A 21,074-nucleotide genomic window follows, 5' to 3' on the forward strand; every position below is an offset into this window, starting at 1 on the left:
GGGCCGGAGATGACGTTCACTTCAGCCGTTCATGGGTCGGTCAGGCGGCCCCTTTGGAGGTACCGGGAATGAATGCAATAATGCGGCGTGCCCTCACCGGCGCGATGGCGCTTTCGCTCGCAGCGCCGTTGACGGCCTGTGGGAGCGACCAACAGGACACCGGTGCCGGTAAGGACTCGATCGGGCTGCTCCTTCCGGAGAGCAAAGCGGCCCGGTACGAGAAGTTCGACCGCCGCATCATTTCGTCGCGCGTTGCGTCCCTCTGCCTCGAATGCAAAGTCGACTACCACAATGCCGAGCAGCAGGTCGATGCCCAGAAGAGACAGTTCGACGGCCTGGTGAAGAAGGGCGTCAAGGTCATCATCCTGGACCCGGTCGACGCCGCGGCGGCCAAGAGCTGGGTGGACTCCGCCGCCAAGAAGGGCGTGAAGGTCATCGCGTACGACCGGCTCGCCGAGGGCGATGTCGCGGCGTATGTCTCCTACGACAACGAGAAGATCGGGCCGGCTCCAGGGGCAGGGGATTCTCGCCGCCCTCGGTTCCCAGGCGGCCGCCTCCGACGTCGTCATGATGAACGGCTCGCCGACCGACCCGAATGCGCCGTCCTACAAGAAGGGCGCCCATGCCGTCCTCGACGGCAAGGTCCGGAAGATCGTCTACGAGAAGGACATCCCCGGCTGGTCCGCGGCGACGGCCAAGAAGGAGATGGGCGACTTCATCGACGCCCATGGCGCGGAGGGCTTTGACGCGGTCTACTCGGCCAATGACGGTATGGCGGGCGGTATCGCCGCGGCACTCAAGTCGGACGGTATCAAGAATGTGCCGGTCGGTGGCCAGGACGCCGAACTCCCCGCGCTGCAGCGGCTGGTAGCCGGCACCCAGACCTTCACCATTTACAAGGAAGTCAGGCCGGAGGCGGAGACCGCCGCCGAAATCGCCTTCCGCCTGCTGCGGGGCAAGAGCATCAAGTCCCTCACCTCGGCCACCGCCGACAACAAGAGCAAGTCCGGTATCCCCGCCCAGCTGTTCAAGGCGCAGATGGTCACCCGGAAGAACATGAAGGACACCGTCGTCCGCGACGGCGCCGTCCGCATCGACCTGCTCTGCGACGGTCTCACCGCCGCATGCAAGTCCCTCGACCTGGAGTGACCGGCCCCGGTCAGGGGGAAGAACGGACCGGCTGCCCGAGCCGGTCGTACGCGACCCGCGCCGTGCATTCCCCCTGACCGCCCCGGAACGGCGATCCGGCGCTCGCGAACGCCGGATCGCCGCCCGAGCGCCCTGCTCAACGCGATCCGGCGGCGCCCACCGCCTCGACCAACGGCAGCATGCGATGCGGCACCCGCTCGCGCAGCGCCACCTCCGTACGGGTGCGGACCACGCCCGGCAGGCTGATCAGCCGCTGGATCACATCCTCCAGATGCTCCGCGTCCCGTGCCACCACCCGGGTGAGCAGATCTCCGCCGCCGGTCGTCGAGAACGCCTCGATGATCTGCGGGACCTCCGCCAGCGCGTCGGCCACCTCCTCCAGATGACCCTGGGTGACCTCGATGTGGACGAAGGCGAGAACGGGGTGACCGAGTGCGGCGGGGGACAGCCGGGGACTGTATGCGGTGATCACCCCGTCCCGTTCGAGACGGTCGAGGCGCGCCTGCACGGTGCCCCGGGCGACCCCGAGGAGACGGGCGTACTCCCGCACACTGGTGCGCGGCTGCTCGAGCAGCAGCCGGAGGATCTTGGCGTCGAGGGCATCCACGGACATGGTGCAACGGCCTCCTGACGAGGGCGGCTTCCTGGGGAGTCGTGACTGTACCCAGGGCCCCGGTGAAGGCGGCGCCGGGTGAGCCACCTGCGCTTCCGGCCCGGCGGCGCTCAGCACCTGGGCGGGTGCACCGCACAGGGCGCCGACGATCCCCGCGGCGTCCAGGTGCATGGCGGGCACGGCCAGGGCGCTGCGCTCCGGACGCCGGGCGGAGACGCCGGCCACCGACCCACAGACCGGGCTCTCGCCCCGGTACCGCCCATTGGCCCCCTCTTGGCCCGGTGTGAGCCCATCCAGCTGTACCAATGGCATAGCTGCTGTGGCTCCTGTTGAGCAATATGTCGAAGGAGTGTTCTGATGGCCCCGTCGATGGCGCTGCGGGATTCCGCGGCGCCTTTTTCATGCCGGAACGGCGAAGGGCGAAAGCTGTGCTGAAGAGGATGTTCGTGGCTCCGGATCCGGGGCGGTTGCGGCTGCGCAGCGCCGCCCGGTCCGTCCTCGGCATCGGCCTGGCGGTCACCGTGTGCGGTCTCGCCGGGCACTCGCTCGTCGCGGCCATCACCGGCGGGCTCGCCGCGCTGCTCGCCCTCTTCACGGTCACCGATGCGACGGTCCGGGCACAGATGGTCACCACCGGCCTGCTGCCCGCGGTCGGTTTCCCGGTGCTCGCCGTCGCGGCGGTGCTCCACGACCATCCGGTGGGACGGGGCGTGGTCTTCGCCGCTGTGGTGGGTGTGGGTGTCTACGCCCGTCGCTGGGGACCGCGCGGCCACGCGCTGGGGGTGTTCGCGTTCATGACCTTCTTCGCGGCGCAGTTCCTGCACACGGTGCCGGGCCAACTGCCCGAGCTGTATGCCGCGGTCGCCCTCGCCCTGGCCGCCTCCTCGCTCGTCCGCTTCGGAGTGTGGTGTTACGAGCGCAGGCTGCCCCCGGCCGTCCTGCCCGTCCCGCCGGCCGGCCGGGGGCTCGCCAGGGCGACCACCCGCCAGGCGATCCAGGCCACCGCCGGCAGCGCGTTCGCCCTCCTGGTGGGCCAGCTGCTCTCCGAGCAGCGCTGGTACTGGGCCGTGGGCGCCACCTGGTGGATCTTCGTGAACACCACCTCGCGCGGCGAGACGCTGGTGCGCGGCTTCCGCCGGACCCTCGGCACGGTGATCGGCATCGTCCTCGGTCTCCTCGTCGCCGTCCCGCTGCACGGCGCCGTCGTCCCCACGGCGGTCCTGGTCGCGGTGAGCGTGTTCGGGATCTTCTACACCGCCGCCGTCTCGTATACGTGGATGATGCTCGCGGTGACCTTGATGGCCACGTTGCTGTACGGGCTGCTGGGGGTGCTGGACCCCGGTCTGCTCACGCTGCGTCTCGCGGAGACAGGTGTGGGGGCGCTCGGCGCGGCGCTGGCGGTGGTCTTCGTGCTGCCCGTCACCACCCATGCCACCACCGACGCCTGGATCGAGCGCGCCCTGCGCTGTGTGCACCACTGCACCGCTGAGGCCGCCGCCCGCCTCGCGGGCTCCCCGACCGCCGACCCCGCTCCGCACGTCGCCGAGCTGGGGCCGTTGCTGGGCCGGGTGCGACTCTCGCTCTCCCCTCTGGTACACCCCCTGAGCCCGCTGCGTGCCCGCAAGGCGCGGGCCCGTCAGGTCCTGGCACTGCTCGACGACTGCGCCCGTGAGGTGCGCGGACTGGCCTCCATCGCCGCCGACCCGGAGGCCTCCCACGATGCCCGGCTCACCGCCGCGTGCCAGCGCGTGGAGGCCGCCGTCGAGGCGCTGACCACACCGCGCGGGGCACGCGATACGGGAGCCGCCGCCGTCGTGGTGGCGCACCCGCCCGCCGCGGAACCCGCGCTGGCGCATCTCCACGGCCTGGAGCGGGCGCTGGCCGAACTCTCCGCGCCGCTTCGCAGCTCTCCGCGCGCCCCGCTGGTGGACGCCTGACCACAACCCCTCCGGACGGCCGGCCTGCCGCGGGCCCCGTGCGCCCGCCTCGGCATCCCGTCCGAGCGCTCCATGACGCACGTACGGGCCCCCGGGCTCACCACGGCGCGCGCCCGTGGGCGGGAACCGGCCATCGCGACCGCAATCCCGCCTCTGGCTGTTAGCGTCGCCGGGGCACCGTGACGGACACCTTGCCGGAGAACCCCCAACGGCCTCGCCGGTCGGCAGGCGGACGAAGGGCGGACCACGTGACGAAGGGCGGACCAGCGGTGGCGAGCGACCACGGGCGACGCGCGTACATCGGATCGTTCACCGCGGCCGGCGGCCTCGGCATCACCACCGCGGCCGTCCGCCCAGGGACCGGCGAACTCACCCCCCTGCACTCCACCGACGCCCTCCCCAACCCCTCCTACCTGGCCGCGAGCCCCGACGGCAGGTTCCTCTACGCGGTCAGCGAGACGCCGGCCGGCACCGCAGCCGCCTTCGCCCTCACCCCTCAGGGGCCCGAGTTGCTGGCACCCGCCGTCCCGGTGGACGGCGCCGGCCCCACCCACCTCACCCTGGCCGACGGCCACCTCGTCACCGCCAACTACAGCTCCGGCAGCGTCAGTACGCTCCCCGTACGGGCCGACGGCACGCTCGCCGGCCCCGCCACCGTGCTCGCCCACCAGGGGAGCGGCCCCCAGAGCGACCGCCAGGAGGGCCCGCACGCCCACGCCGTCCTGCCCGACCCCAGCGGCCGCTGGCTGCTCAGCGTCGACCTGGGCACCGACTCGGTCCGCAGCTGCGTCCTGGCCCCGGCCGACGGCACCCTGTCCGTCCACGCCGAAACCCGGCTGCGGCCCGGCAGCGGCCCGCGTCACCTCGCCTTCCACCCGCGCGGCGACCGCGCCTATGTCCTCAACGAACTCGACCCGACGGTCACGGTCTGCCGATGGGACGCCGGCACCGGTGCCCTGACGCCGCTGGGGGAGACCCGCCTCCTCCCGGACGGGGCCGACGAGGCCGGCACCTTCCCCTCCGAACTGGTCGTCTCCCTTGACGGCCGGTTCGCCTGGGCCGCCAACCGGGGCCACGACAGCCTCGCCGTCCTCTCCCTCGACGGCGGCACCGCCACCCTCGTCACCACCGTCCCCTGCGGCGGCCACTGGCCCCGGGACCTGGCGCTGCACCCCGACGGCCGGCACCTGTACGCCGCCAACGAACGCTCCGGTGACGTCACCTGGTTCACCGTCGACCCGGCGACCGGCCTTCCGGTCCGGGGCGGATCCGTCGAGGCGCCGGCCGCCTCCTGCGTGGTCTTCGCCTGAGCCGGCCGGGGCGGCCGTCCCGCCCCTGCGGGAGCCGTCTTTGCCCTGCGTAAGCCCCGGCTCACCCCTGCGGAAAGCGCCCGCCGAAGTACACCTGGGTCTCGGCGAGCCGGCCGTCCCGCACCGTCATCACCTCGACGTTGCGGTGCCGCTCGCCCGTCTTCAGCTCGTACTCGTACCGGACGAAGACCTGCTCGCCGTCGAGGGCCACGGCGTCGAGAATCTCCTGCGCGCGCAGCCGGTCCGCCGTGGGGAAGCAGAGGTCGAGGAATGCGGCCTTGCCGATGTGGTCGTCCTGCGGGCTGGTGAAGACGAAATCCTCGGCGAGCAACCGGTCCATGGCGGCACGGTCCTGGGCGAGGTAGGCCCCGAAGGCGGCGCGGACGAGGTCGACGTGCGACATGAACTTCCTTCCGTGGGCGGCCCGCTCACGCCACGAGGGGCGAGCAGCCGGCGAATGGCCTCTGCAGGACGGTAGACCCCGCGGCGTTTCCGGACTCATCGGTCGGCGCGTCAGGCGTACGGCAAGCCCCCTGTGCGGGCATCTGACGGACGTACGACCGTCGGCCCGCCTGCGACTCGGCCACCGGCCTCCCGGGCCTTCTGGCGGGTAACTGCGCCGGTCGGAGCCGAATCGGACGTATCGCCTCCGCCTGAAGGCGGCAGGCGGGCAGGGCGGAGAGGTAAGGCGGCGGAACGGCGGAGGCGGGGTGCCCCGGCACGGTGCCCGCAAAGCCGGCCGGACGCGACGAAGGGCCGCCCCGCGCAGTGCGCGAAGACGGCCCTTCTGCGAGCGGCGTCCGCTCCGGGCAGGGGACTAGCGAACCGGTGCCCCCTGCGCCTGCGTCGGCAGGTTGATGCCCACCGCCGCCGCGTAGTTCGACAGCGCCAGGCGGCCGACCGTGCCGTAGGCGCCCAGCACCTCGGCCGATGCGCAGCCCGCCTCCGCCGCGGCCGCCCCCAGAAGGCCGTCGGTGATCTCCGGGCCGATCAGGTACGGGGCCAGTGCCAGCTGCTGCGAACCGGACTCGCGCAGCTGCTCGGCCGTACGGGAGATGGCGCCTTCCTCGTCGAGGGCGGCGGCCAGCACCGGTACCGCGAGGCGGGCGGAGAGCAGCATCCCGGTGATCCCGGCGGCCTGCACGGCCTCCTCGCCGCCGACGGTGGCGAGGATGATGCCGTCCGCCGCCGTGGCGACGGTGAACAGCCGGGCACGGTCCGCACGGGCCAGACCGGCCTCGGAGAGCCGGACGTGCAGAGCCTCGGCCAGCAGCGGGTGCGGGCCGAGGACATCGGTCAGCTCGGCGCCGGAGCCGCTGTTCATCATGGCCTGGCGTATCCGGCGCAGCAGGGCGCTGTCCGGTCCGGCCAGCAGCGGCACCACCACGGCGGCGGGGCCGGGGTCGGGGCGGCCGTCGGCGTCCTCCCGGGCCTTGTGCTCGTTGGCGGCCTGCGCCAGCACGGCTTCCAGGGACGGGAACTCGTCGTCGCCGCCGTCGACATAGCCGATCCGGGCGTCGAGGCCCGGCAGCTCGGAGCGAGCGATGCTGGAGACCTCTTCCGCCAGGCTGCGCGAGGCGGCGGAGGGGGTGCCGGGCACGGCCAGCACCAGCGCGGGCGCGCCCTCGGGTGCGGCCAGCGGTTCCGGCTTGCGGTGGCGGCCGGACTGGCGTCGCGGCATTCGTACAGGCAGGCCGGGTGCGGCTCCCGGGCTCGGGGGTGCGGCGTCAAAATCGGGCGAGCCAGGTGCGGGCCCAGTGGGGGAACTCATGGCGCCGCATGCTAACGGTTCGGACCACCCCTGCGCGGAGGGAGGGTTCGGTGGAGAGGTATCCGTCCCGATTTATCCCGCGCGTCACGCCCGCGCTACCCCGGCGCAGGCCGTGTGATCTGCAACAACCGCCCCTCGACGGGCAGTGTCAGACGGTCACCGGCCAGTGCCGCGGCGATGGCCAGCGCCCCGTCGAGCGGGCTGCCCGCGGCGGCTGTCGGACGTGCGTGGGGCAGCCGCTCGGCCAGTGCCCCGCGCAGCGGAGCCAGCAGCGGTTCGCCCAGGCCGAAGAGTCCGCCGGTGCAGCCCACCGCGGTCCCGGCCCCCGGCGGGCAGACCGCGGCGGCGGCATCGGCGATATGGCCCGCCGCGGCATGCATGATGCCGCGGGCCACGGCGTTGTCCTCGGCGGCGCAGCGGGCCACTTCCGGGGCGAACGAGGCCAGGACGGCGGGCCGGTCGGGGCGCGGGTAGAGCGCGCCGGGCAGCCCGGAGACCGGCCCGAACACCGCTTCCGCGCGTGCCAGGAGGGCGGCCGAGCCGGCCGGCCGCCCGTCGTACGCCCGCATCGCGGCCTCCAGCCCGGCGCGGCCGATCCATGCGCCGCCGCCGCAGTCGCCCAGCAGATGACCCCAGCCGTCCGCCCTGCGCCAGCCGCCCTCCGCGGTCAGATCCGTGCCGAGGGCGATCATGCCGGTGCCCGCGGCGACGACGGCACCGGGCCGCTGGCCCAGTGCACCGGCGTACGCGGTCACGGCGTCCGCGGCGAGGGCGAGGTGGCGCACCCCGAACGCGGTGGCCAGCGCGCCCGGCAGCCGGGCCCGCAGATCCTCGCCCAGACTCGCCATACCGGCCGTTCCCACGCACACCGCGGCAAACCCGTGCGCACTCACTTCACGCCTCAACTCCTCCGCGACGGGCAGGAGTCGGGACAGCAGATGCTCCGCATCGATCCCGGCGGGGCCGGTGCGCACCGGCTCGTGGCAGGCGCGGGAGGCCGGCGGCCGGGCCACGGGGTCGTCGGCGCGGGCGACGGCCACCCGCAGCCCGGACCCGCCCGAGTCGATCCCGAGCACCCAGGGAGAAGGGCCGGGCCCGGGGGCGTCCGGGGTGCGTCCCGCGGGCTCACCCAAAGCCGCGGGCGTCCTGCTTGAGGGCGGTGTCGACGGTCAGGGCCGTGGCGACGACCAGGCTCAGCAGCGGGTCGGGCAGCTGGTGGTGGATCTGCAGGACGTAGTTGTCCGCCGTCGTGAACATCGTCTTGGCGAGGCCTTCCCAGGTCTTGGTGATCCGGGCGACCTCGGTGTCGGCGTGGTCCACGATGGCGAAGTTCCAGGCGCGCCAGTTCTCCGCCTTGATGGCGCCGATCTGCTGGCCGTTGACCATCATCGCGAAGTTGATCTTCCCGATGGCGTTCTGCTGCACGATCTCGCCGACCGGCGAGCCGTCCGGACGCTGCACGATCACCTTGGACTTGATGATCTTCGCGGGGCGGGTCAGGATCAGCTGCGGCTGGCCGTAGGCATCCCGGATCTCCAGCTTGTGGGTCATGTACTGATCGAGACTGGAGACGACGCGGAGCACCTTCTTCGCCGTGCTCTGGCCGACCTGGACGACCGCACCGATCGTGTTGCCGTGCTGGTCGAAGACGCTGTACTCGTTGCTGACCTCGATCAGCTTGGCCTTCTGGCTGACCACCAGCACCGGCTCGGTGAACAGGCTGCCGCCGCCCGGCCCGCCCGGTGCCACCCCGGCCTGCTGTTGCACCTGCTGCTGCCCGGCGCCCGGATGCGCACCCGGCATCGGCTGCTGTCCGTACGGCTGCTGCATCGGCTGCTGCATCGGCTGCTGCATCGGCTGGCCGGGCGCCTGCTGGGGGTAGCCGTAACCCTGCTGACCGTACGGCGCGCCGCCGTGCTGCTGACCCGGATACGGAGCCTGGCCCGGCGCCTGCTGTGGCGCGGACTGCTGCGGCATCTGCTGCTGCGGAGCCTGCTGCTGGGGAGCCTGTTGCGGTGCGGCCTGCGCGGAGACCGGCTGCGGTGCCTGGCCTTGGCCGGGCGCCGCGGACTGTTGTCCCGGGTGGGTGTGCTCGGTCCACTGGGACCCGTCCCACCAGCGAAGTTGGTGGGGGGTGCCCTGCGGATCGGCGTACCAGCCCGCAGGGATGTTCGCATTCGTCATGCCAGGCACACTATCGCCCGGTGTCAGGGCAGCCTCCAGTCGACGGGCTGTGCGCCCTGCCGCACCAGGAGGTCATTGGCCCGGCTGAAGGGCCGCGAGCCGAAGAAGCCGCGGTCGGCGGACATGGGGGAGGGGTGCGCGGACTCGACGGCCGGCAGATCCCCGAGCAGCGGCCGCAGGTTGCGCGCATCGCGCCCCCACAGCACCGACACCAGCGGGCGCCCGCGCGCGACCAGTGCCCGGATGGCCTGCTCGGTCACTTCCTCCCAGCCCTTGCCGCGGTGCGCGGCGGGCTTACGGGGCGCCGTCGTCAGGGCTCTGTTCAGCAGCAGCACGCCCTGCTGCGTCCACGGGGTCAGATCGCCGTTCGACGGGCGGGGCAGCCCGAGGTCGGAGTGCAGCTCGCGGAAGATGTTCTCCAGGCTGCCGGGCAGCGGACGCACATCCGGCGCCACGGAGAAACTGAGCCCGACCGCATGCCCCGGCGTGGGGTAGGGGTCCTGTCCGACGATGAGCACCCGCACCTCGTCGAAGGGCTGTTGGAAAGCGCGCAGCACATTGTTGCCTGCCGGCAGATAGCTACGTCCCGCGGCGATCTCGGCCCGCAGGAAGTCGCCCATCGCGGCGATCCGCCCGGCAACGGGCTCAAGTGCCTTGGCCCAGCCGGGTTCGACAATGTCTTGGAGAGGTCGTGCAGCCACGGGATCACCCTACTGGCCCAGGACCGCTCCCGATCAACCGATGGCCCGGGCTCCTGGGTCCATCGCACCGTGCCGCCCCCGACTTCCCTCAGGCCACCGCGGCCGCCCGCACACACAGCACGTCCGGCAGATGGGCGGCGAGTTGCTGCCAGCTGTCGCCGTCGTCCGCGCTGGCGTACAGCTCGCCGTTGCGGTTGCCGAAATACACCCCGGCGGGATCGGCGCCGTCGACGGAGAGCGCGTCCCTGAGCACCGTGCCGTAATGGTCCTCGTCCGGCAGACCCTCGTTCAGTGCCTGCCAGCTGTCGCCCGCGTCGGCCGTGCGGTAGACCCGGCAGCGGTGCCCGGCCGGCACCCGGTCGATATCGGCGGTGATCGGGAAGAGGTAGGCGACATCTCCCGTGTGCGGATGGGCGGCCACGGCGAAGCCGAAGTCGGAGGGCAGCCCGCCGCCGATATCCGTCCACTGCACGCCCGCGTCGTCGCTGCGGTAGACACCCCAGTGGTTCTGCAGATACAGCCGGTCGCGGTGCACCGGGTCCTGCGCGATCTTGTGGACGCACTGGCCGAACTCCGGATGCTGGTCCGGCAGGAAGACCGCCTTCACGCCACTGTTCGACGGTGCCCAACTGGCGCCCCCGTCGAGGGTCCGGAACACTCCGGCAGCGGAAACGGCGACGGTGACCGCATCGGCGTCCCGCGGGTCCGTGATCACCGTATGAATCGCCAGTCCACCGCCGCCGGGCTGCCATCTCTCCCGGCTGGGGTGGTCCCACAGCGCCCGCACCAGCTCGAAGGTCTCGCCGCGGTCCTCGGAGCGGAACAGGCCGCCGGGCTCGGTGCCCGCATAGACGACATCGGGGGCGGCGGGGCCGGCCGGATGCAGCTGCCACACCCGTTCCAGTGAAGTCCCGGTGTACGCCGGGTACTTGACCGCGGGGCGGGAGGGCTCGTGCCAGCTTTCTCCCAGGTCGTCGGAGTGGAACACCGAGGGGCCCCAGTGCGCGCTGTCGGCCCCGGCCAGCAGCCGGGGCGTGGCGCGGCGGGTGTCGATCGCGAGGGAGTACACCGCCTGCGCGGAGAAGTGCGGACCGCTCACTTCCCAGTCGCCGTGCCGCCGGCGACCGATGAAGAGCCCTTTGCGCGTGCCCACCGCGAGTACTACGTCAGTCATGCCGGAACACCTCCGGGACGCCGTTGTCTCAGATAGGGGCAAGTCTGCACCCTGCCACTGACAACGGCGTCCCCGAACGCGTCCGCGCAGGTCGGACGGTGCGGCCCCGTTCCCGCCGAGGCCGGCGCACGCCCTCCCGACGGCCTCAGACCGCCATGTGGTACTGCTGCGGCACGGCGACGCGGGCACCCAGTTCCCGTGCCGCGTGCTGCGCGAAGCTGGGGGACCGCAGGAGTTCCCGGCCGAGCAGCACGGCGTCGGCCTGACCGTCCGCGATGATCTTCTCGGCCTGCCGCGCCTCGGTGATCAGGCCGACGGCGCCCACCGCCAGACCGCTCTCCTTCTTGACCCGCTCGGCGAACGGCACCTGGTAGCCGGGACCCGTGCTGATCTTCGCGTCCGGCGCGTTGCCGCCCGTGGAGGTGTCCAGCAGGTCGATCCCGTGCTCCCGCAGCTCGCGGGCGAAGCGCACGGTGTCGTCGGCCGTCCAGCCCTCACGGGCGTCGCTCTCGTCCTCGGTGAGCCAGTCGGTCGCCGAGATCCGGAAGAAGACCGGCAGCTCGTCGGGCCAGACCTCCCGTACGGCGTCCACGACCTCCAGTGCGAACCGCGTCCGGTTCTCGTACGAGCCGCCGTACGTGTCGGTGCGCCGGTTGGTGAAGGGCGAAAGGAACTGGTTGATCAAGTAGCCGTGCGCACCGTGGATCTCGGCCACCTCGAAGCCTGCCGCCAGCGCCCGCCGGGCCGTTGCCCGGAACTGCGCGACGATCTCCTGGATCTGCGCCACGGTGAGCTCGGCTGGTGCCGCGAACCCCTCGCCGAACGGCACCGGGCTCGGCCCGACCGGCTCCCAGCCGTACCGCTGCCCGGGGAGGATCGGCGCGCCACGGTCCACCCAGGTGCGCTCGGTGGAACCCTTCCGACCCGCATGGGCGATCTGGATGCCCGGGGTCGTGCCCTGGTCCTTGAGGAAGCTGGTGATGCGCCGGAAGGCCTCGGTCTGGGTGTCGTTCCACAGGCCGAGGTCGTACGGGCTGATGCGCCCCTCGGGGCTCACGGCGGTGGCCTCCGTGAGGATGAGGCCGGTGCCGCCCGCCGCCCGCGCGGCCAGGTGCTGGAAGTGCCAGTCGCCGGGTGCCCCTTCCGCCGGGCCCTCGGGAGCCGCGGAGTACTGGCACATGGGTGCCATCCAGAGGCGGTTCGGAACGGTCAGCGCGCGAAGGGTGATGGGCTCGAAGAGTGCGCTCACGGCGGGCTCCTGTACCTGGAGGCGAACGGGTGCCGGCCGGCCCCGCACTCATACGATAGGTGTCGTACTACGGTGGATGTCAAACTACGATGCTTCTCGTACAATGAGCGGGCGGGCGGCGCGCCAGGCCACACCGAGCCCCGCAGAATGAGTCAGGAGCCGTCATGCCGACCGAAACGACCTCCAGGCGGGCTCCGTCGGGTTCCCGGTCGCTGGAGCACCCGGCCCGTGCGGACATCAGGCTGGCCGATGTCCTGCATGCGCTCGCCGACCCCGTACGACTGCGGATCGTCTGCGCGCTGGCGGCCGCCGAGGGGGAGCTGAACTGCGCGGACATCGAACTCCCGGTCAGCAAGTCGACCTGCACCCACCACTTCAGGGTGCTGCGCGAGCACGGTGTCATCCAGCAGCTCTACCGCGGCACGGCCAAGATGAACGCGCTGCGCCGGGCCGACCTGGAAGCGCTCTTCCCCGGCCTGATCGACGGTGTGCTCCGGGCGGCGGATCTGCAGGCCGGCCGCCTCGGCGAGGAGTAGCGGGGCTGCCAGGAATGCCGGTCGGCAGGAGCGCGAGCCCCTCCGGATCGATGGACCGGCAGGCCGACGGGCCGGAACCCGGCGCCCCGGCCCGCCCGCGGATTCAGCGGGTCGGCTCCGCCGATCCGGCCGCTTCCAACAACCCTGCCCAGTCCGGGAGTTTGACGGTGCCACGGCCCAGCCCGCGGCCCCACTCCGCCTCGGCCGCCTCGATGGCCAGCCAGCCCGGCCACGGGACCGGCCGCTGCCCCGCCCGGATCAGCGCGGCCACCGGGTCCTCGGCCGCCTCGTGCGCCGCCAGTGCAGGGGCGTCGGCCAGCAGCGACCGCGCGGTCTCCTTGGCGCACGGCCGGTTCGTGCCGATCACCCCCGTGGGGCCCCGTTTGATCCAGCCGGCCACATACACACCGGGCAGTGGCGCCCCGTCCCGCAGCACCCGTCCCTCCTGGTGCGGCACCGTCCCGGTCGTCTCGTCGAACGGCAGGCCGGGCATCGGCGTCCCCCGGTAGCCGACCGAACGCAGCACCAACTGCCCCTCGATCTCCTCGAATTCGCCGGTGCCCGTCACTCCGCCGTGCCCGTCGGGTGTCGTCCGCTCGAACCGGACCGCGCGCACCCCGGTGGCATCCCCGAGCACTTCGACCGGGCGCAGGAAGAACCGCAGATGAATACGGCGCCCACGGCCATCGGTGGCCCCCGTGTCCGGGCCCGCCGAAGTCGCCGCCTGTGCCACCGGCCGCTCCGCCCAGCCGCGCAGCACCTCGATGTTCCGCCGCCCCACCGCGGGCAGCCCGCCCGGATCCCGGTACGCCGGATCCAGCGCCAGCTCCTCGGGCCGTACGCACACCTCGGTATCCGGGAGGGAGCCCAGCTCCCGAAGCTCCTTGGTGGTGAACTTGGCCTGGGAGGGGCCGCGTCGGCCGACCATCCAGACGTCCTGGACGCGGCTGTCCGCCAGCGCGCCCAGCGGGCCCTGCGGCATATCGGTGGCGGCAAGCTCGGCGGCACCACGGGACAGCATCCGCGCCACGTCCACCGCCACATTCCCCACACCGATCACCAGGGCGGACCGTGCCGCGAGGGTGAAGCGAACGGTGGCCGCGTCCGGATGTGCGCTGTACCAGGCGACGAACTCGGTCGCCGGACGGCTGCCGGGCAGCTCCTCGCCGGGGATGCCCAGATGCCGGTCGGTGGCGGCGCCCACGCAGAACACCACCGCATCGAAGATCTCGCGCAGTTCCGCGACGCCCAGCCCCGGCGCTCCGGCCTCGACGTTCCCCAGGAAGCGCACCCTGGGGTGCTCCAGCACCGTACGCAGATTGTTCTGCAGCGATTTGATCTTCTCGTGGTCCGGCGCGACGCCGTAGCGCACCAGACCGTACGGGCAGGGCAGCCGGTCCAGGACGTACACCTCGATGTCCGGTACGGTCTGCTGCTCGATCAGGGACTGGGCGGTGTAGACGCCGCTGGGTCCAGAACCGATCACTGCGACACGAAGCACGAGTGGCCCCTTCCGCGGGATACCCCCAGGATCGCACCGGCGGACGCGCTGCGGGAGATGCGCTATCGGGGTTGCTCCCGGTGGGATGAGCGTGCCGCGCTACTGGGCCGGGTGAGCGGGGGGCTAGGTTTTCAATGTGTCGGAAAGTGACTTTTATACCGTTAATCACCGATATGAAGCCCAGGGCGCGCCATTGGAGTGGCCCATGTGGGAGCTGCGGGCGCACGGCTCGGCCGCGCCCGCTCCCGCCCTCGACTCCGCCACCCCGGAGGGGCCCTCCGGATCCCGGGGTCCCGGGTGCCCGCTGCCCCGGCTCGATCCGCTGGGCCCCTGGTGCAGCGCCCGGCTGACGTTCGCCGACGGCGCCCGGGTCGATGTCCTCGTGACGGCCTCCGACGACCACCTCACCGTCGAGGACGTACGGGCCGACCCGCCGCTGACGCTCGCCGGTCTGACCGACCTGGCCCGCTGGATCGAAGGCCCGCTGGACGACGCCTTCCGGTCCGCCACCGGGCGGCCGCACAGGACCCGGCCCGCACCCCGGCAGGCCGGCCCGCTGACCACCTCGGTGACCACGGGCGGGGAGCCGGACGGCAGTCCGCAGACCGGGCAGCGGACGGAGTCGGCGCCGGAGCCGGCGGATGCCGGACAGGGGGCGACGGCAGGAGGGTCCGCGGCACCTGCGACGCAGGGGGAGGCCGCGTCGGGGGAGGGGGCGACAGGAGGGGAGGCCGCCGCGTCTGCCCTGTCCGCCGCGTCCGTTACATCCACTACGCCGACGGCCGCCCCGGTCTGCGCGTCATCGGCACCGTCGGAGTCATCGGCACCGTTGGGGGCATCGGCACTGTCGGAGTCGTCAGGGCCATCGACGTCATCAGAGTCGCCCGAGCCGTCGGTGTCCGAGCCGTCGGTGTCCGGGTCGGCGACGGCGTCCGACCCCTCGACGTCACCCGGGCCGTCCGCCGCGGCCCCGGCGTCCGGGCGTGCCCGTTCCCCCGTCCTCGCCCGGTCGCGGGCCGGTGAGCGTCGCAGGGTCGCCGCGGACGCGTACCGCCGGGCCCAGCGGGAGGGGAGCGATCCCGTGCTGGCCGTCATGCTTGCCACCGGCCGTAATCGCCGAAGAGCGCTACGTCTGATCGCCGGCGCCCGCGACGAAGGGCTCCTGACGCCACGTCACAACAAGCGCTGACCAGCAAGCGCTGACCAGCAAGCGCTGACCAGCAAGCGCTGACCAGCAAGCGCTGACCAACAAGCGCTGAGCGCCAAGCGCTGACCGGGGAAGATCAGGGGGCCTGCACCTCGCCGTCGGCAGGTGGTGCGCCCAACTCCCAGTCCAATGCATACCGTTGGAACAGCTCGGCGCGCAGTCGCACGCGCGGCATCGGGGCTCCCGGCAGCAGCATCGCCACCACCGCACCCATCAGCAGCGCCCGCAGCAGCGGATAGTCGGCATCGGGGTCCGAGGAGCCGTACGCCACCACCGTCTCGCGCAGCAACTGGGCCAGCCGTTGCTGCTCGGGGCACTGGATGAATCCGTCAGCCGTCAGGATTCCCGCCATATGCGTCCGCATCAGCAGCGGGCGGTCATGCGCGAGGCCCAGGATCGCGTCGATGGCCCGCGCCAGCAGCTCCCGCCCCGCCGCCGGCCCGCTCGGCCGCGGGGTGCGCTCCAGTGCGGCCTGCAGTGTGAGATGCATCAGCCGGTGCACGGCGGACTGGAGGAGCTGCTGTTTGCCGGGGAAGTAGTACGACACCAGCCCTCGCGCCGCCCCCGCCCGCTGGGCGATGTCTCCGAGCGTCGTGGCCTCGAAGCCGCGCTCTCCCACCAGCTCGACCGTCGCCTGCAGCAGCCGCTCGCGGGACCGCCGCCGCAATTCTTCATTGACCGATGCGCTGCGAGGGGACATCCTGTAACTCCTGCGTTGACTGGCTCAGGGCCAATATACTTTGTACAATGCAGGGTTTCGTCTGTCGACGGAATCCGGTCGAGCTGCCCGGTTCGGGCGACGCGGGGGATCGCCCGAACCGGGTGACGATGGGGCCGGGGGCGGTCTCGCGACCTGCGTCTTCCCGGGTCAAGAGGCCGCCCGCGGCTCGCGTCGGGAGGCGGGTTCCGGTCATCGCCGGTCGCCTCTGATCGTACTCTTCCGGTCTTTCGCCGACCTTTCTGACGGCACGTCAGGGCGTGGCCTTCGCAGTCCGCCGGCCACGCCTCGGCGTCACGTGGCGAACACGTCCCGGTGTCACGTGGCGAACACGCCTCGGCGCCGCTCGGGACACGCCTGGGAGCCGCGAACCGCTCGCCTCGGTGCCGCCCGCCGGGACGCGTTCCACCGCCGCTCGCCGCTGGGCGCAGCCCGGTTGTCAGAGCTGCGTGGAACACTCGCCTTCGCGGTTCGGACCAAGGGCCGATCACGCGGTACACCACGGCGCTACACCGAGGGGGATTACCTGTCATGGGCGTGCGCATAGCATTCATCGGCGCTACCACGGAGGAGCTGGACAGGGCGGAGAAGGACCCGAGTTGGGCCAGTTCCTGCGTCTCCGGGCTGTATGCGGACGTTGCCTTCCCGAAGGCGGCTCGTCCCTATGGCGGTCCGGACAAGGCGTGGGCCGGTCTCCAGTTCCTGCTCGACGAGACGGGCATAGAGCTGGAGTTCCTGATGGACGGGTTCCAGATCCTGGAGGACGGCACCCTCTTCGGGTGGTCCGCGGAGCAGATCGAGAGCGTCGCACGGCAGCTGCAGGCGACCCCGTGGGAGCGGCTGGCGGCCCACTACGACCCGGAGCGGATGACGATCGAGAGGATGTACCCGAATGTGTGGGGGTGGGATGCCGAAGGCGGGCTGGACTGGCTTCAGTGCTCCTACGACGAACTCGTCACCTTCTTCGCCGCCGCGGCCGAGGGCGGCTACGGGGCGTTCATGAGCTTCAGCTTCTAGGCAGCTTCCGGGCACGACGGGCACCGGAGAACCCTCGCGGTGCGGCGGTCATGTTTCTGCGAGACCCTGGGGACCAGGGGAGCGCGCCCGACAGTGGTGATGCATATCCAGCGTGACACCGCACCCGGTCGAGGAGGGCGGGCCGTGATGAGCGAGGCAGAGACAAGCGCCGCGGGGCTCAGCCGGGGCGAGGCCGCCCCGCTGTCGGCGATCACTTTGAGGGTCAACGATCAGGTGCGGCGGCTCGAGGCGGATCCGCGGACCTCGCTGCTCGACGCGCTGCGCGAACATCTGCGCCTGAGCGGCACCAAGAAGGGGTGTGACCACGGCCAGTGCGGTGCCTGCACCGTGCTGATCAACGGCCGGCGCGTCAACTCCTGTCTGACGCTCGCCGTCATGCACGAGGACGACGAGGTGGTGACGATCGAGGGCCTGGGCGATCCCGATGGTCTGCACCCCATGCAACGCGCCTTCGTCGACTGTGACGGCTTCCAGTGCGGCTACTGCACACCCGGCCAGATCTGTTCGGCTGTCGGCATGCTCGCCGAGGTGGAGGCGGGGTGGCCAAGCCATGCCACCGCCGAGGTGGCCGCGTCGCGGATCGCCCTGAGCGACGAGGAGATCCGCGAGCGGATGAGCGGCAACATCTGCCGGTGCGCCGCCTATCCGAACATCGTCGCGGCCATCCGCCGTATCGCGCAGGGAGGCCCGCAATGAGGCCCTTCACCTACGAGCGGGCGACGGACGTCCAGGCCGCCGTCGCCGCGGTGTCCACGGCCGGCGCGAAGTTCATCAGCGGCGGCACCAATCTGCTCGACCTGATGAAGCTCGACATCGAGCGCCCCAGCCATCTGGTCGACATCAGCCGGCTTCCGCTGCGGGACATCGAGGAGTTGCCGGACGGCGGACTGCGTATCGGTGCCCAGGCGGTGAATTCCGACGTGGCCGCCGATACCCGGGTGCGTACCCGCTATCCGGTGCTGTCGCAGGCACTGGTGTCCGGCGCCTCGGGCCAGTTGCGGAACAAGGCGTCCACCGGGGGGAATCTGTTGCAGCGCACGCGCTGCCCCTACTTCTACGACACGGCCGCGGGCTGCAACAAGCGCACCCCCGGATCCGGTTGCTCGGCCATCGGCGGTTTCAACCGGATCCACGCGGTCCTCGGCGCCAGCGAGTCCTGCATCGCCACCCACCCCTCGGACATGGCCGTCGCGATGACCGCGCTGGAGGCGGAGATCGAGCTGCTGGACGCCGACGGGTCGGTGCGCTGCGTCGCCATCACGGACTTCTACCGGCTGCCGGGCGATACGCCGCACATCGAGACCGTGCTGCGGCCCGACGAGATGATCACGGCAGTGGTCCTGCCCCTGCCCCTGCCGGGCCGGCAGATCTACCGCAAGGTGCGCGACCGGGCGTCCTACGAGTTCGCGCTGGTCTCCGTGGCGGCTGTCGTCGCGACCGAGCAGGGAACGATCAGCCAGGCGCGGGTGGCGCTCGGCGGGGTGGCCCACAAGCCGTGGCGGTCCTTCGAAGCGGAGGCCGCATTGGCCGGCTGTCCCGCCACCATGACCACCTACCGTTCCGCCGCCGAGGCCGCCATGCGGGACGCCGTGGGGCAGGGGGACAACGACTTCAAGATCGAACTGGCCCGGCGCACGCTGTGCCGCACGCTGGCGCAAGCGGCCCGGTCGACCTGAGGAGGCGAGATGATCGGGCAAGGTCTGAACCGCGTGGACGGCCCGTTGAAGGTCGCCGGCCGGGCCCCGTACGCCTACGAGCACTGGGAGGCCGGCCAACCGCTGTACGGGGTCATCGTCGGCGCGACGATCGGCAAAGGCCGGATCACCCGGATCGACACCGAGGACGCCGAAAGCGCGGGCGGCGTCCGCATGGTGATGACCTATCACAACGCCCCGGTGCAAGGCCCGCGTGATGAGTCCATTGCGCTGGAGTACTGGCGGGCCCAGCCGGTGCTGACCGGCCCGGAGATTCACTATTACGGCGAGCCGGTGGCGCTCGTCGTCGCCGAGACCTTCGAGCAGGCCCGAGCGGCGGCCGAGCTGGTCGAGGTGGAGTACGCGGTCGGGCGGGGACGGTTCGACTTCTCCGGGGACGACGATGAGACGTACATCCCGAAAGTGGTCAATGCCGGGCTCCCCACCGATACGTCGGTGGGCGATTTCGATGCCGGATTCGACGCCGCCGCGGTGCGCGTCGACGAGCACTACACCACGCCGTACGAGTTCTCGATGCCGATGGAACCGCATGCGTGTCTGGTGGAACCGCGGGGTGAGGACCTGGTCGTCTACGTCAGCTGTCAGATCGTCGACGCGGCGCAGTCCTCGGTCGCCGGCACGCTGCGGATGGACCCCGCGCGGATCCATATCGTCAGCCCCTTCGTCGGCGGGGGATTCGGCTCCAAGCTGGGCATCCACTCCGAGACGGTCCTGGCCGCGCTCGCCGCCCGCGAGCTGCGCCAACCGGTCAAGGTCGCGCTGACCCGGCAGCAGGTCTTCCAGCTCGTGGGCCTGCGCCCCACCTCGAATCAGCGGGTGCGGCTGGGTGCGGGGCGCGACGGACGGCTGGCTGCGCTCGCCCATGACGTCACCATGCACACCAACCGCGACCTGGAGTACGCCGAGCAGACCGCCGCCACGACCCGCAGCCTCTACGCCGCGCCCCACCGGCTGACCAGCCACCGGCTCACGCCGCTCGATCTGCCGCGCGGGTCGGACGTCCGCGCGCCGGGCGAGGCGCCGGGCCTGCTCGCGGTGGAGTCGGCGATGGACGAACTGGCCGATGCGCTCGGCATGGACCCGGTCGAGCTGCGGATCCGCAACGAGCCCACCGTCGATCCCGAGCGGGACGTGCCGTACAGCGACCGGCATCTGGTCGACTGCCTGCGCGACGGGGCGCGGCGGTTCGGCTGGGAGCGCCGCCCCGCCACCCCGGCGAGTGTCCGCGAGGGAAGGTGGCTGGTCGGCTACGGCATGTCGGCCGCCATCCGCGGGCACTTCCAGGGGCCGACAGCGGCGCGGGTGCGTCTGGAGGCGGACGGCACCGCGGTCGTCCAGTCGGACATGACCGATATCGGCACGGGCACCTACACCATCCTGACCCAGGTCGCGGCCGAGGGGCTGGGGCTGCCGCACGACCGGGTGCGGATCGAGCTCGGACGTTCCGGACTGCCCTCCAGCTGGGGGTCGGGTGGCTCGTGGGGCGCCGCCAACTCCTGCACCGCGGTGCACCGGGCGTGCGCGGCCCTGCGGGAGAAGCTGCTGGTCGCGGCGTGTGGCGATGAACGCTCTGCGCTGCACGGCCGGAACCCGGCCGGCGCCGTGTTCGCCGACGGCACCGTACGCATCGGCGACGCGTCCCAGGCGATGGGCGAGATCGTCGCCCGCCATCATCCCGACGGTGCGGAGGCGGAGGGCACGACCCTCTTCATGGGCGACGACCCGAACTACTCGGCCTACTCGATCCACACCTACGGCGCCCACTTCGCCGAAGTCGGGGTCGACGCGGATACCGCCGAGATCCGTCTGCGGCGGATGCTGGGCGTGTTCTCGGTGGGGCGGGTGCTCAACCCGAAGACGGCCCGCTCGCAGCTGATCGGCGGCATGATCTGGGGGGCCGGTGCGGCCCTCGAGGAAGAAGCCGTGGTCGATCTGCGGTCCGGCGCCTTCGTCAACCGGGACCTCGCGCAGTACCTGGTTCCGGTCCATGCCGACATCCCCGATGTCGAGGTCGTCATGCTCGACGGGTACGACGACAAGGCCAACGTCCTGGGCGCGAAGGGCATAGGCGAGCTGGGCATCTGCGGGTCCGGGGCGGCGGTCGCCAACGCGGTGTTCAACGCCACCGGGACGCGTGTGCGCGACTTCCCCATCACGATCGAGAAGGTGCTGCCGGGACTGCCACCTGTCGAGGACTGAACCTTGTGACGGACGGTGCCGGCCCACCGGGCAGTGGCAGATCCCGGTCCGGGGCCCGGCGCGAGAGGGCCG

Annotated in this window: 18 protein-coding genes and 1 pseudogene; 9 read left to right on the plus strand and 10 right to left on the minus strand. The window is 71.9% G+C overall.

Annotation, left to right across the window (positions count from 1 at the left end; all coding sequences use genetic code 11):
* The first annotated feature begins 68 nt into the window (after positions 1-68).
* Positions 69-1,149 (plus strand): annotated as a pseudogene (locus CFW40_RS32125) (sugar ABC transporter substrate-binding protein).
* 136 nt (positions 1,150-1,285) lie between these two features.
* Here CFW40_RS32125 and CFW40_RS32130 read toward each other — a convergent pair.
* A complete protein-coding gene (locus CFW40_RS32130) occupies positions 1,286-1,762 on the minus strand; it encodes an Lrp/AsnC family transcriptional regulator (RefSeq protein ID WP_088801251.1) in 477 nt (158 codons plus the stop codon).
* A 428-nt stretch (positions 1,763-2,190) separates the two neighbouring features.
* Here CFW40_RS32130 and CFW40_RS32135 point away from each other — a divergent pair, with 428 nt between their 5' ends.
* Positions 2,191-3,699 (plus strand): FUSC family protein, encoded by a 1,509-nt coding sequence (locus CFW40_RS32135; protein WP_088801252.1) that lies wholly within the window; start codon positions 2,191-2,193, stop codon positions 3,697-3,699.
* A gap of 248 nt (positions 3,700-3,947) precedes the next feature.
* Positions 3,948-5,009 carry a lactonase family protein gene (locus tag CFW40_RS32140; RefSeq protein WP_256331163.1) on the plus strand — a complete coding sequence of 354 codons (1,062 nt, stop codon included), beginning with the start codon at positions 3,948-3,950 and terminating at the stop codon, positions 5,007-5,009.
* Positions 5,010-5,070: 61 nt separating this feature from the next.
* Here the strand turns inward: CFW40_RS32140 and CFW40_RS32145 are convergent, their stop codons facing one another.
* The 7 genes from CFW40_RS32145 to CFW40_RS32175 all read right to left on the minus strand — a co-directional run bounded on the left by CFW40_RS32145 (position 5,071) and on the right by CFW40_RS32175 (position 12,088).
* Positions 5,071-5,412, minus strand: a complete 342-nt coding sequence (locus tag CFW40_RS32145) for a nuclear transport factor 2 family protein (RefSeq protein WP_088801254.1) — start codon at positions 5,410-5,412, stop codon at positions 5,071-5,073.
* Between the two features lie 414 nt (positions 5,413-5,826).
* Entirely contained in the window at positions 5,827-6,780 is a 954-nt protein-coding gene (locus CFW40_RS32150) for a sirohydrochlorin chelatase (RefSeq protein ID WP_371127047.1), read from the minus strand.
* 95 nt (positions 6,781-6,875) lie between these two features.
* Positions 6,876-7,913, minus strand: a complete 1,038-nt coding sequence (locus tag CFW40_RS32155) for an N-acetylglucosamine kinase (RefSeq protein ID WP_176956313.1) — start codon at positions 7,911-7,913, stop codon at positions 6,876-6,878.
* Positions 7,906-8,964, minus strand: a complete 1,059-nt coding sequence (locus CFW40_RS32160; RefSeq protein ID WP_088801257.1) for a phospholipid scramblase-related protein — start codon at positions 8,962-8,964, stop codon at positions 7,906-7,908. The genes CFW40_RS32155 and CFW40_RS32160 overlap by 8 nt, the downstream gene beginning before the upstream one ends.
* A gap of 23 nt (positions 8,965-8,987) precedes the next feature.
* A complete protein-coding gene (locus CFW40_RS32165) occupies positions 8,988-9,665 on the minus strand; it encodes a uracil-DNA glycosylase (protein WP_088801258.1) in 678 nt (225 codons plus the stop codon).
* Positions 9,666-9,753: 88 nt separating this feature from the next.
* Entirely contained in the window at positions 9,754-10,839 is a 1,086-nt protein-coding gene (locus tag CFW40_RS32170; protein ID WP_088801259.1) for a glycosyl hydrolase, read from the minus strand.
* A gap of 145 nt (positions 10,840-10,984) precedes the next feature.
* Positions 10,985-12,088: an NADH:flavin oxidoreductase/NADH oxidase gene (locus CFW40_RS32175; protein ID WP_088801260.1), complete on the minus strand. Its 1,104-nt coding sequence runs from the start codon at positions 12,086-12,088 to the stop codon at positions 10,985-10,987.
* 164 nt (positions 12,089-12,252) lie between these two features.
* Here CFW40_RS32175 and CFW40_RS32180 point away from each other — a divergent pair, with 164 nt between their 5' ends.
* Complete coding sequence (locus CFW40_RS32180; protein ID WP_088801261.1) at positions 12,253-12,624, plus strand: helix-turn-helix transcriptional regulator; 372 nt, start codon at positions 12,253-12,255, stop codon at positions 12,622-12,624.
* A 103-nt stretch (positions 12,625-12,727) separates the two neighbouring features.
* Here the strand turns inward: CFW40_RS32180 and CFW40_RS32185 are convergent, their stop codons facing one another.
* A complete protein-coding gene (locus tag CFW40_RS32185; protein ID WP_256331161.1) occupies positions 12,728-14,125 on the minus strand; it encodes an FAD-dependent oxidoreductase in 1,398 nt (465 codons plus the stop codon).
* A 205-nt stretch (positions 14,126-14,330) separates the two neighbouring features.
* Here CFW40_RS32185 and CFW40_RS36430 point away from each other — a divergent pair, with 205 nt between their 5' ends.
* Complete coding sequence (locus CFW40_RS36430) at positions 14,331-15,314, plus strand: DUF6214 family protein (protein WP_095889162.1); 984 nt, start codon at positions 14,331-14,333, stop codon at positions 15,312-15,314.
* Positions 15,315-15,408: 94 nt separating this feature from the next.
* On the opposite strand, the gene CFW40_RS32195 is transcribed toward CFW40_RS36430, so the two are convergent.
* A complete protein-coding gene (locus tag CFW40_RS32195; protein WP_088801263.1) occupies positions 15,409-16,032 on the minus strand; it encodes a TetR/AcrR family transcriptional regulator in 624 nt (207 codons plus the stop codon).
* A 549-nt stretch (positions 16,033-16,581) separates the two neighbouring features.
* On the opposite strand from CFW40_RS32195, the gene CFW40_RS32200 reads away from it, so the two are divergent.
* From CFW40_RS32200 to CFW40_RS32215, 4 genes are all read left to right on the plus strand, one after another.
* A complete protein-coding gene (locus tag CFW40_RS32200) occupies positions 16,582-17,067 on the plus strand; it encodes a DUF1877 family protein (protein WP_088801264.1) in 486 nt (161 codons plus the stop codon).
* Positions 17,068-17,214: 147 nt separating this feature from the next.
* The gene (locus CFW40_RS32205) at positions 17,215-17,784 is read left to right on the plus strand and encodes a 2Fe-2S iron-sulfur cluster-binding protein (RefSeq protein WP_088801265.1); all 570 of its coding nucleotides are present in this window, start codon (positions 17,215-17,217) and stop codon (positions 17,782-17,784) included.
* Positions 17,781-18,764: a xanthine dehydrogenase family protein subunit M gene (locus tag CFW40_RS32210; RefSeq protein WP_088801266.1), complete on the plus strand. Its 984-nt coding sequence runs from the start codon at positions 17,781-17,783 to the stop codon at positions 18,762-18,764. The genes CFW40_RS32205 and CFW40_RS32210 overlap by 4 nt, the downstream gene beginning before the upstream one ends.
* 9 nt (positions 18,765-18,773) lie before the next feature.
* Positions 18,774-21,002, plus strand: a complete 2,229-nt coding sequence (locus CFW40_RS32215) for a xanthine dehydrogenase family protein molybdopterin-binding subunit (RefSeq protein WP_088801267.1) — start codon at positions 18,774-18,776, stop codon at positions 21,000-21,002.
* The last annotated feature ends 72 nt before the right edge of the window (positions 21,003-21,074 follow it).

Source organism: Streptomyces sp. 2114.4 (genome assembly GCF_900187385.1).
Lineage (GTDB): Bacteria > Actinomycetota > Actinomycetes > Streptomycetales > Streptomycetaceae > Streptomyces > Streptomyces mooreae.

Excerpts from the sequence above, each read along its gene's own strand:
- CFW40_RS32130 (WP_088801251.1), bottom strand. The coding sequence starts at position 1,762 with ATGTCCGTGGATGCCCTCGACGCCAAGATCCTCCGGCTGCTGCTCGAG.
- CFW40_RS32145 (WP_088801254.1), bottom strand. The coding sequence starts at position 5,412 with ATGTCGCACGTCGACCTCGTCCGCGCCGCCTTCGGGGCCTACCTCGCC.
- CFW40_RS32150 (WP_371127047.1), bottom strand. The coding sequence starts at position 6,780 with ATGAGTTCCCCCACTGGGCCCGCACCTGGCTCGCCCGATTTTGACGCC.
- CFW40_RS32160 (WP_088801257.1), bottom strand. The coding sequence starts at position 8,964 with ATGACGAATGCGAACATCCCTGCGGGCTGGTACGCCGATCCGCAGGGC.
- CFW40_RS32170 (WP_088801259.1), bottom strand. The coding sequence starts at position 10,839 with ATGACTGACGTAGTACTCGCGGTGGGCACGCGCAAAGGGCTCTTCATC.
- CFW40_RS32180 (WP_088801261.1), top strand. The coding sequence starts at position 12,253 with ATGCCGACCGAAACGACCTCCAGGCGGGCTCCGTCGGGTTCCCGGTCG.
- CFW40_RS36430 (WP_095889162.1), top strand. The coding sequence starts at position 14,331 with ATGTGGGAGCTGCGGGCGCACGGCTCGGCCGCGCCCGCTCCCGCCCTC.
- CFW40_RS32195 (WP_088801263.1), bottom strand. The coding sequence starts at position 16,032 with ATGTCCCCTCGCAGCGCATCGGTCAATGAAGAATTGCGGCGGCGGTCC.
- CFW40_RS32200 (WP_088801264.1), top strand. The coding sequence starts at position 16,582 with ATGGGCGTGCGCATAGCATTCATCGGCGCTACCACGGAGGAGCTGGAC.
- CFW40_RS32205 (WP_088801265.1), top strand. The coding sequence starts at position 17,215 with ATGAGCGAGGCAGAGACAAGCGCCGCGGGGCTCAGCCGGGGCGAGGCC.
- CFW40_RS32210 (WP_088801266.1), top strand. The coding sequence starts at position 17,781 with ATGAGGCCCTTCACCTACGAGCGGGCGACGGACGTCCAGGCCGCCGTC.
- CFW40_RS32215 (WP_088801267.1), top strand. The coding sequence starts at position 18,774 with ATGATCGGGCAAGGTCTGAACCGCGTGGACGGCCCGTTGAAGGTCGCC.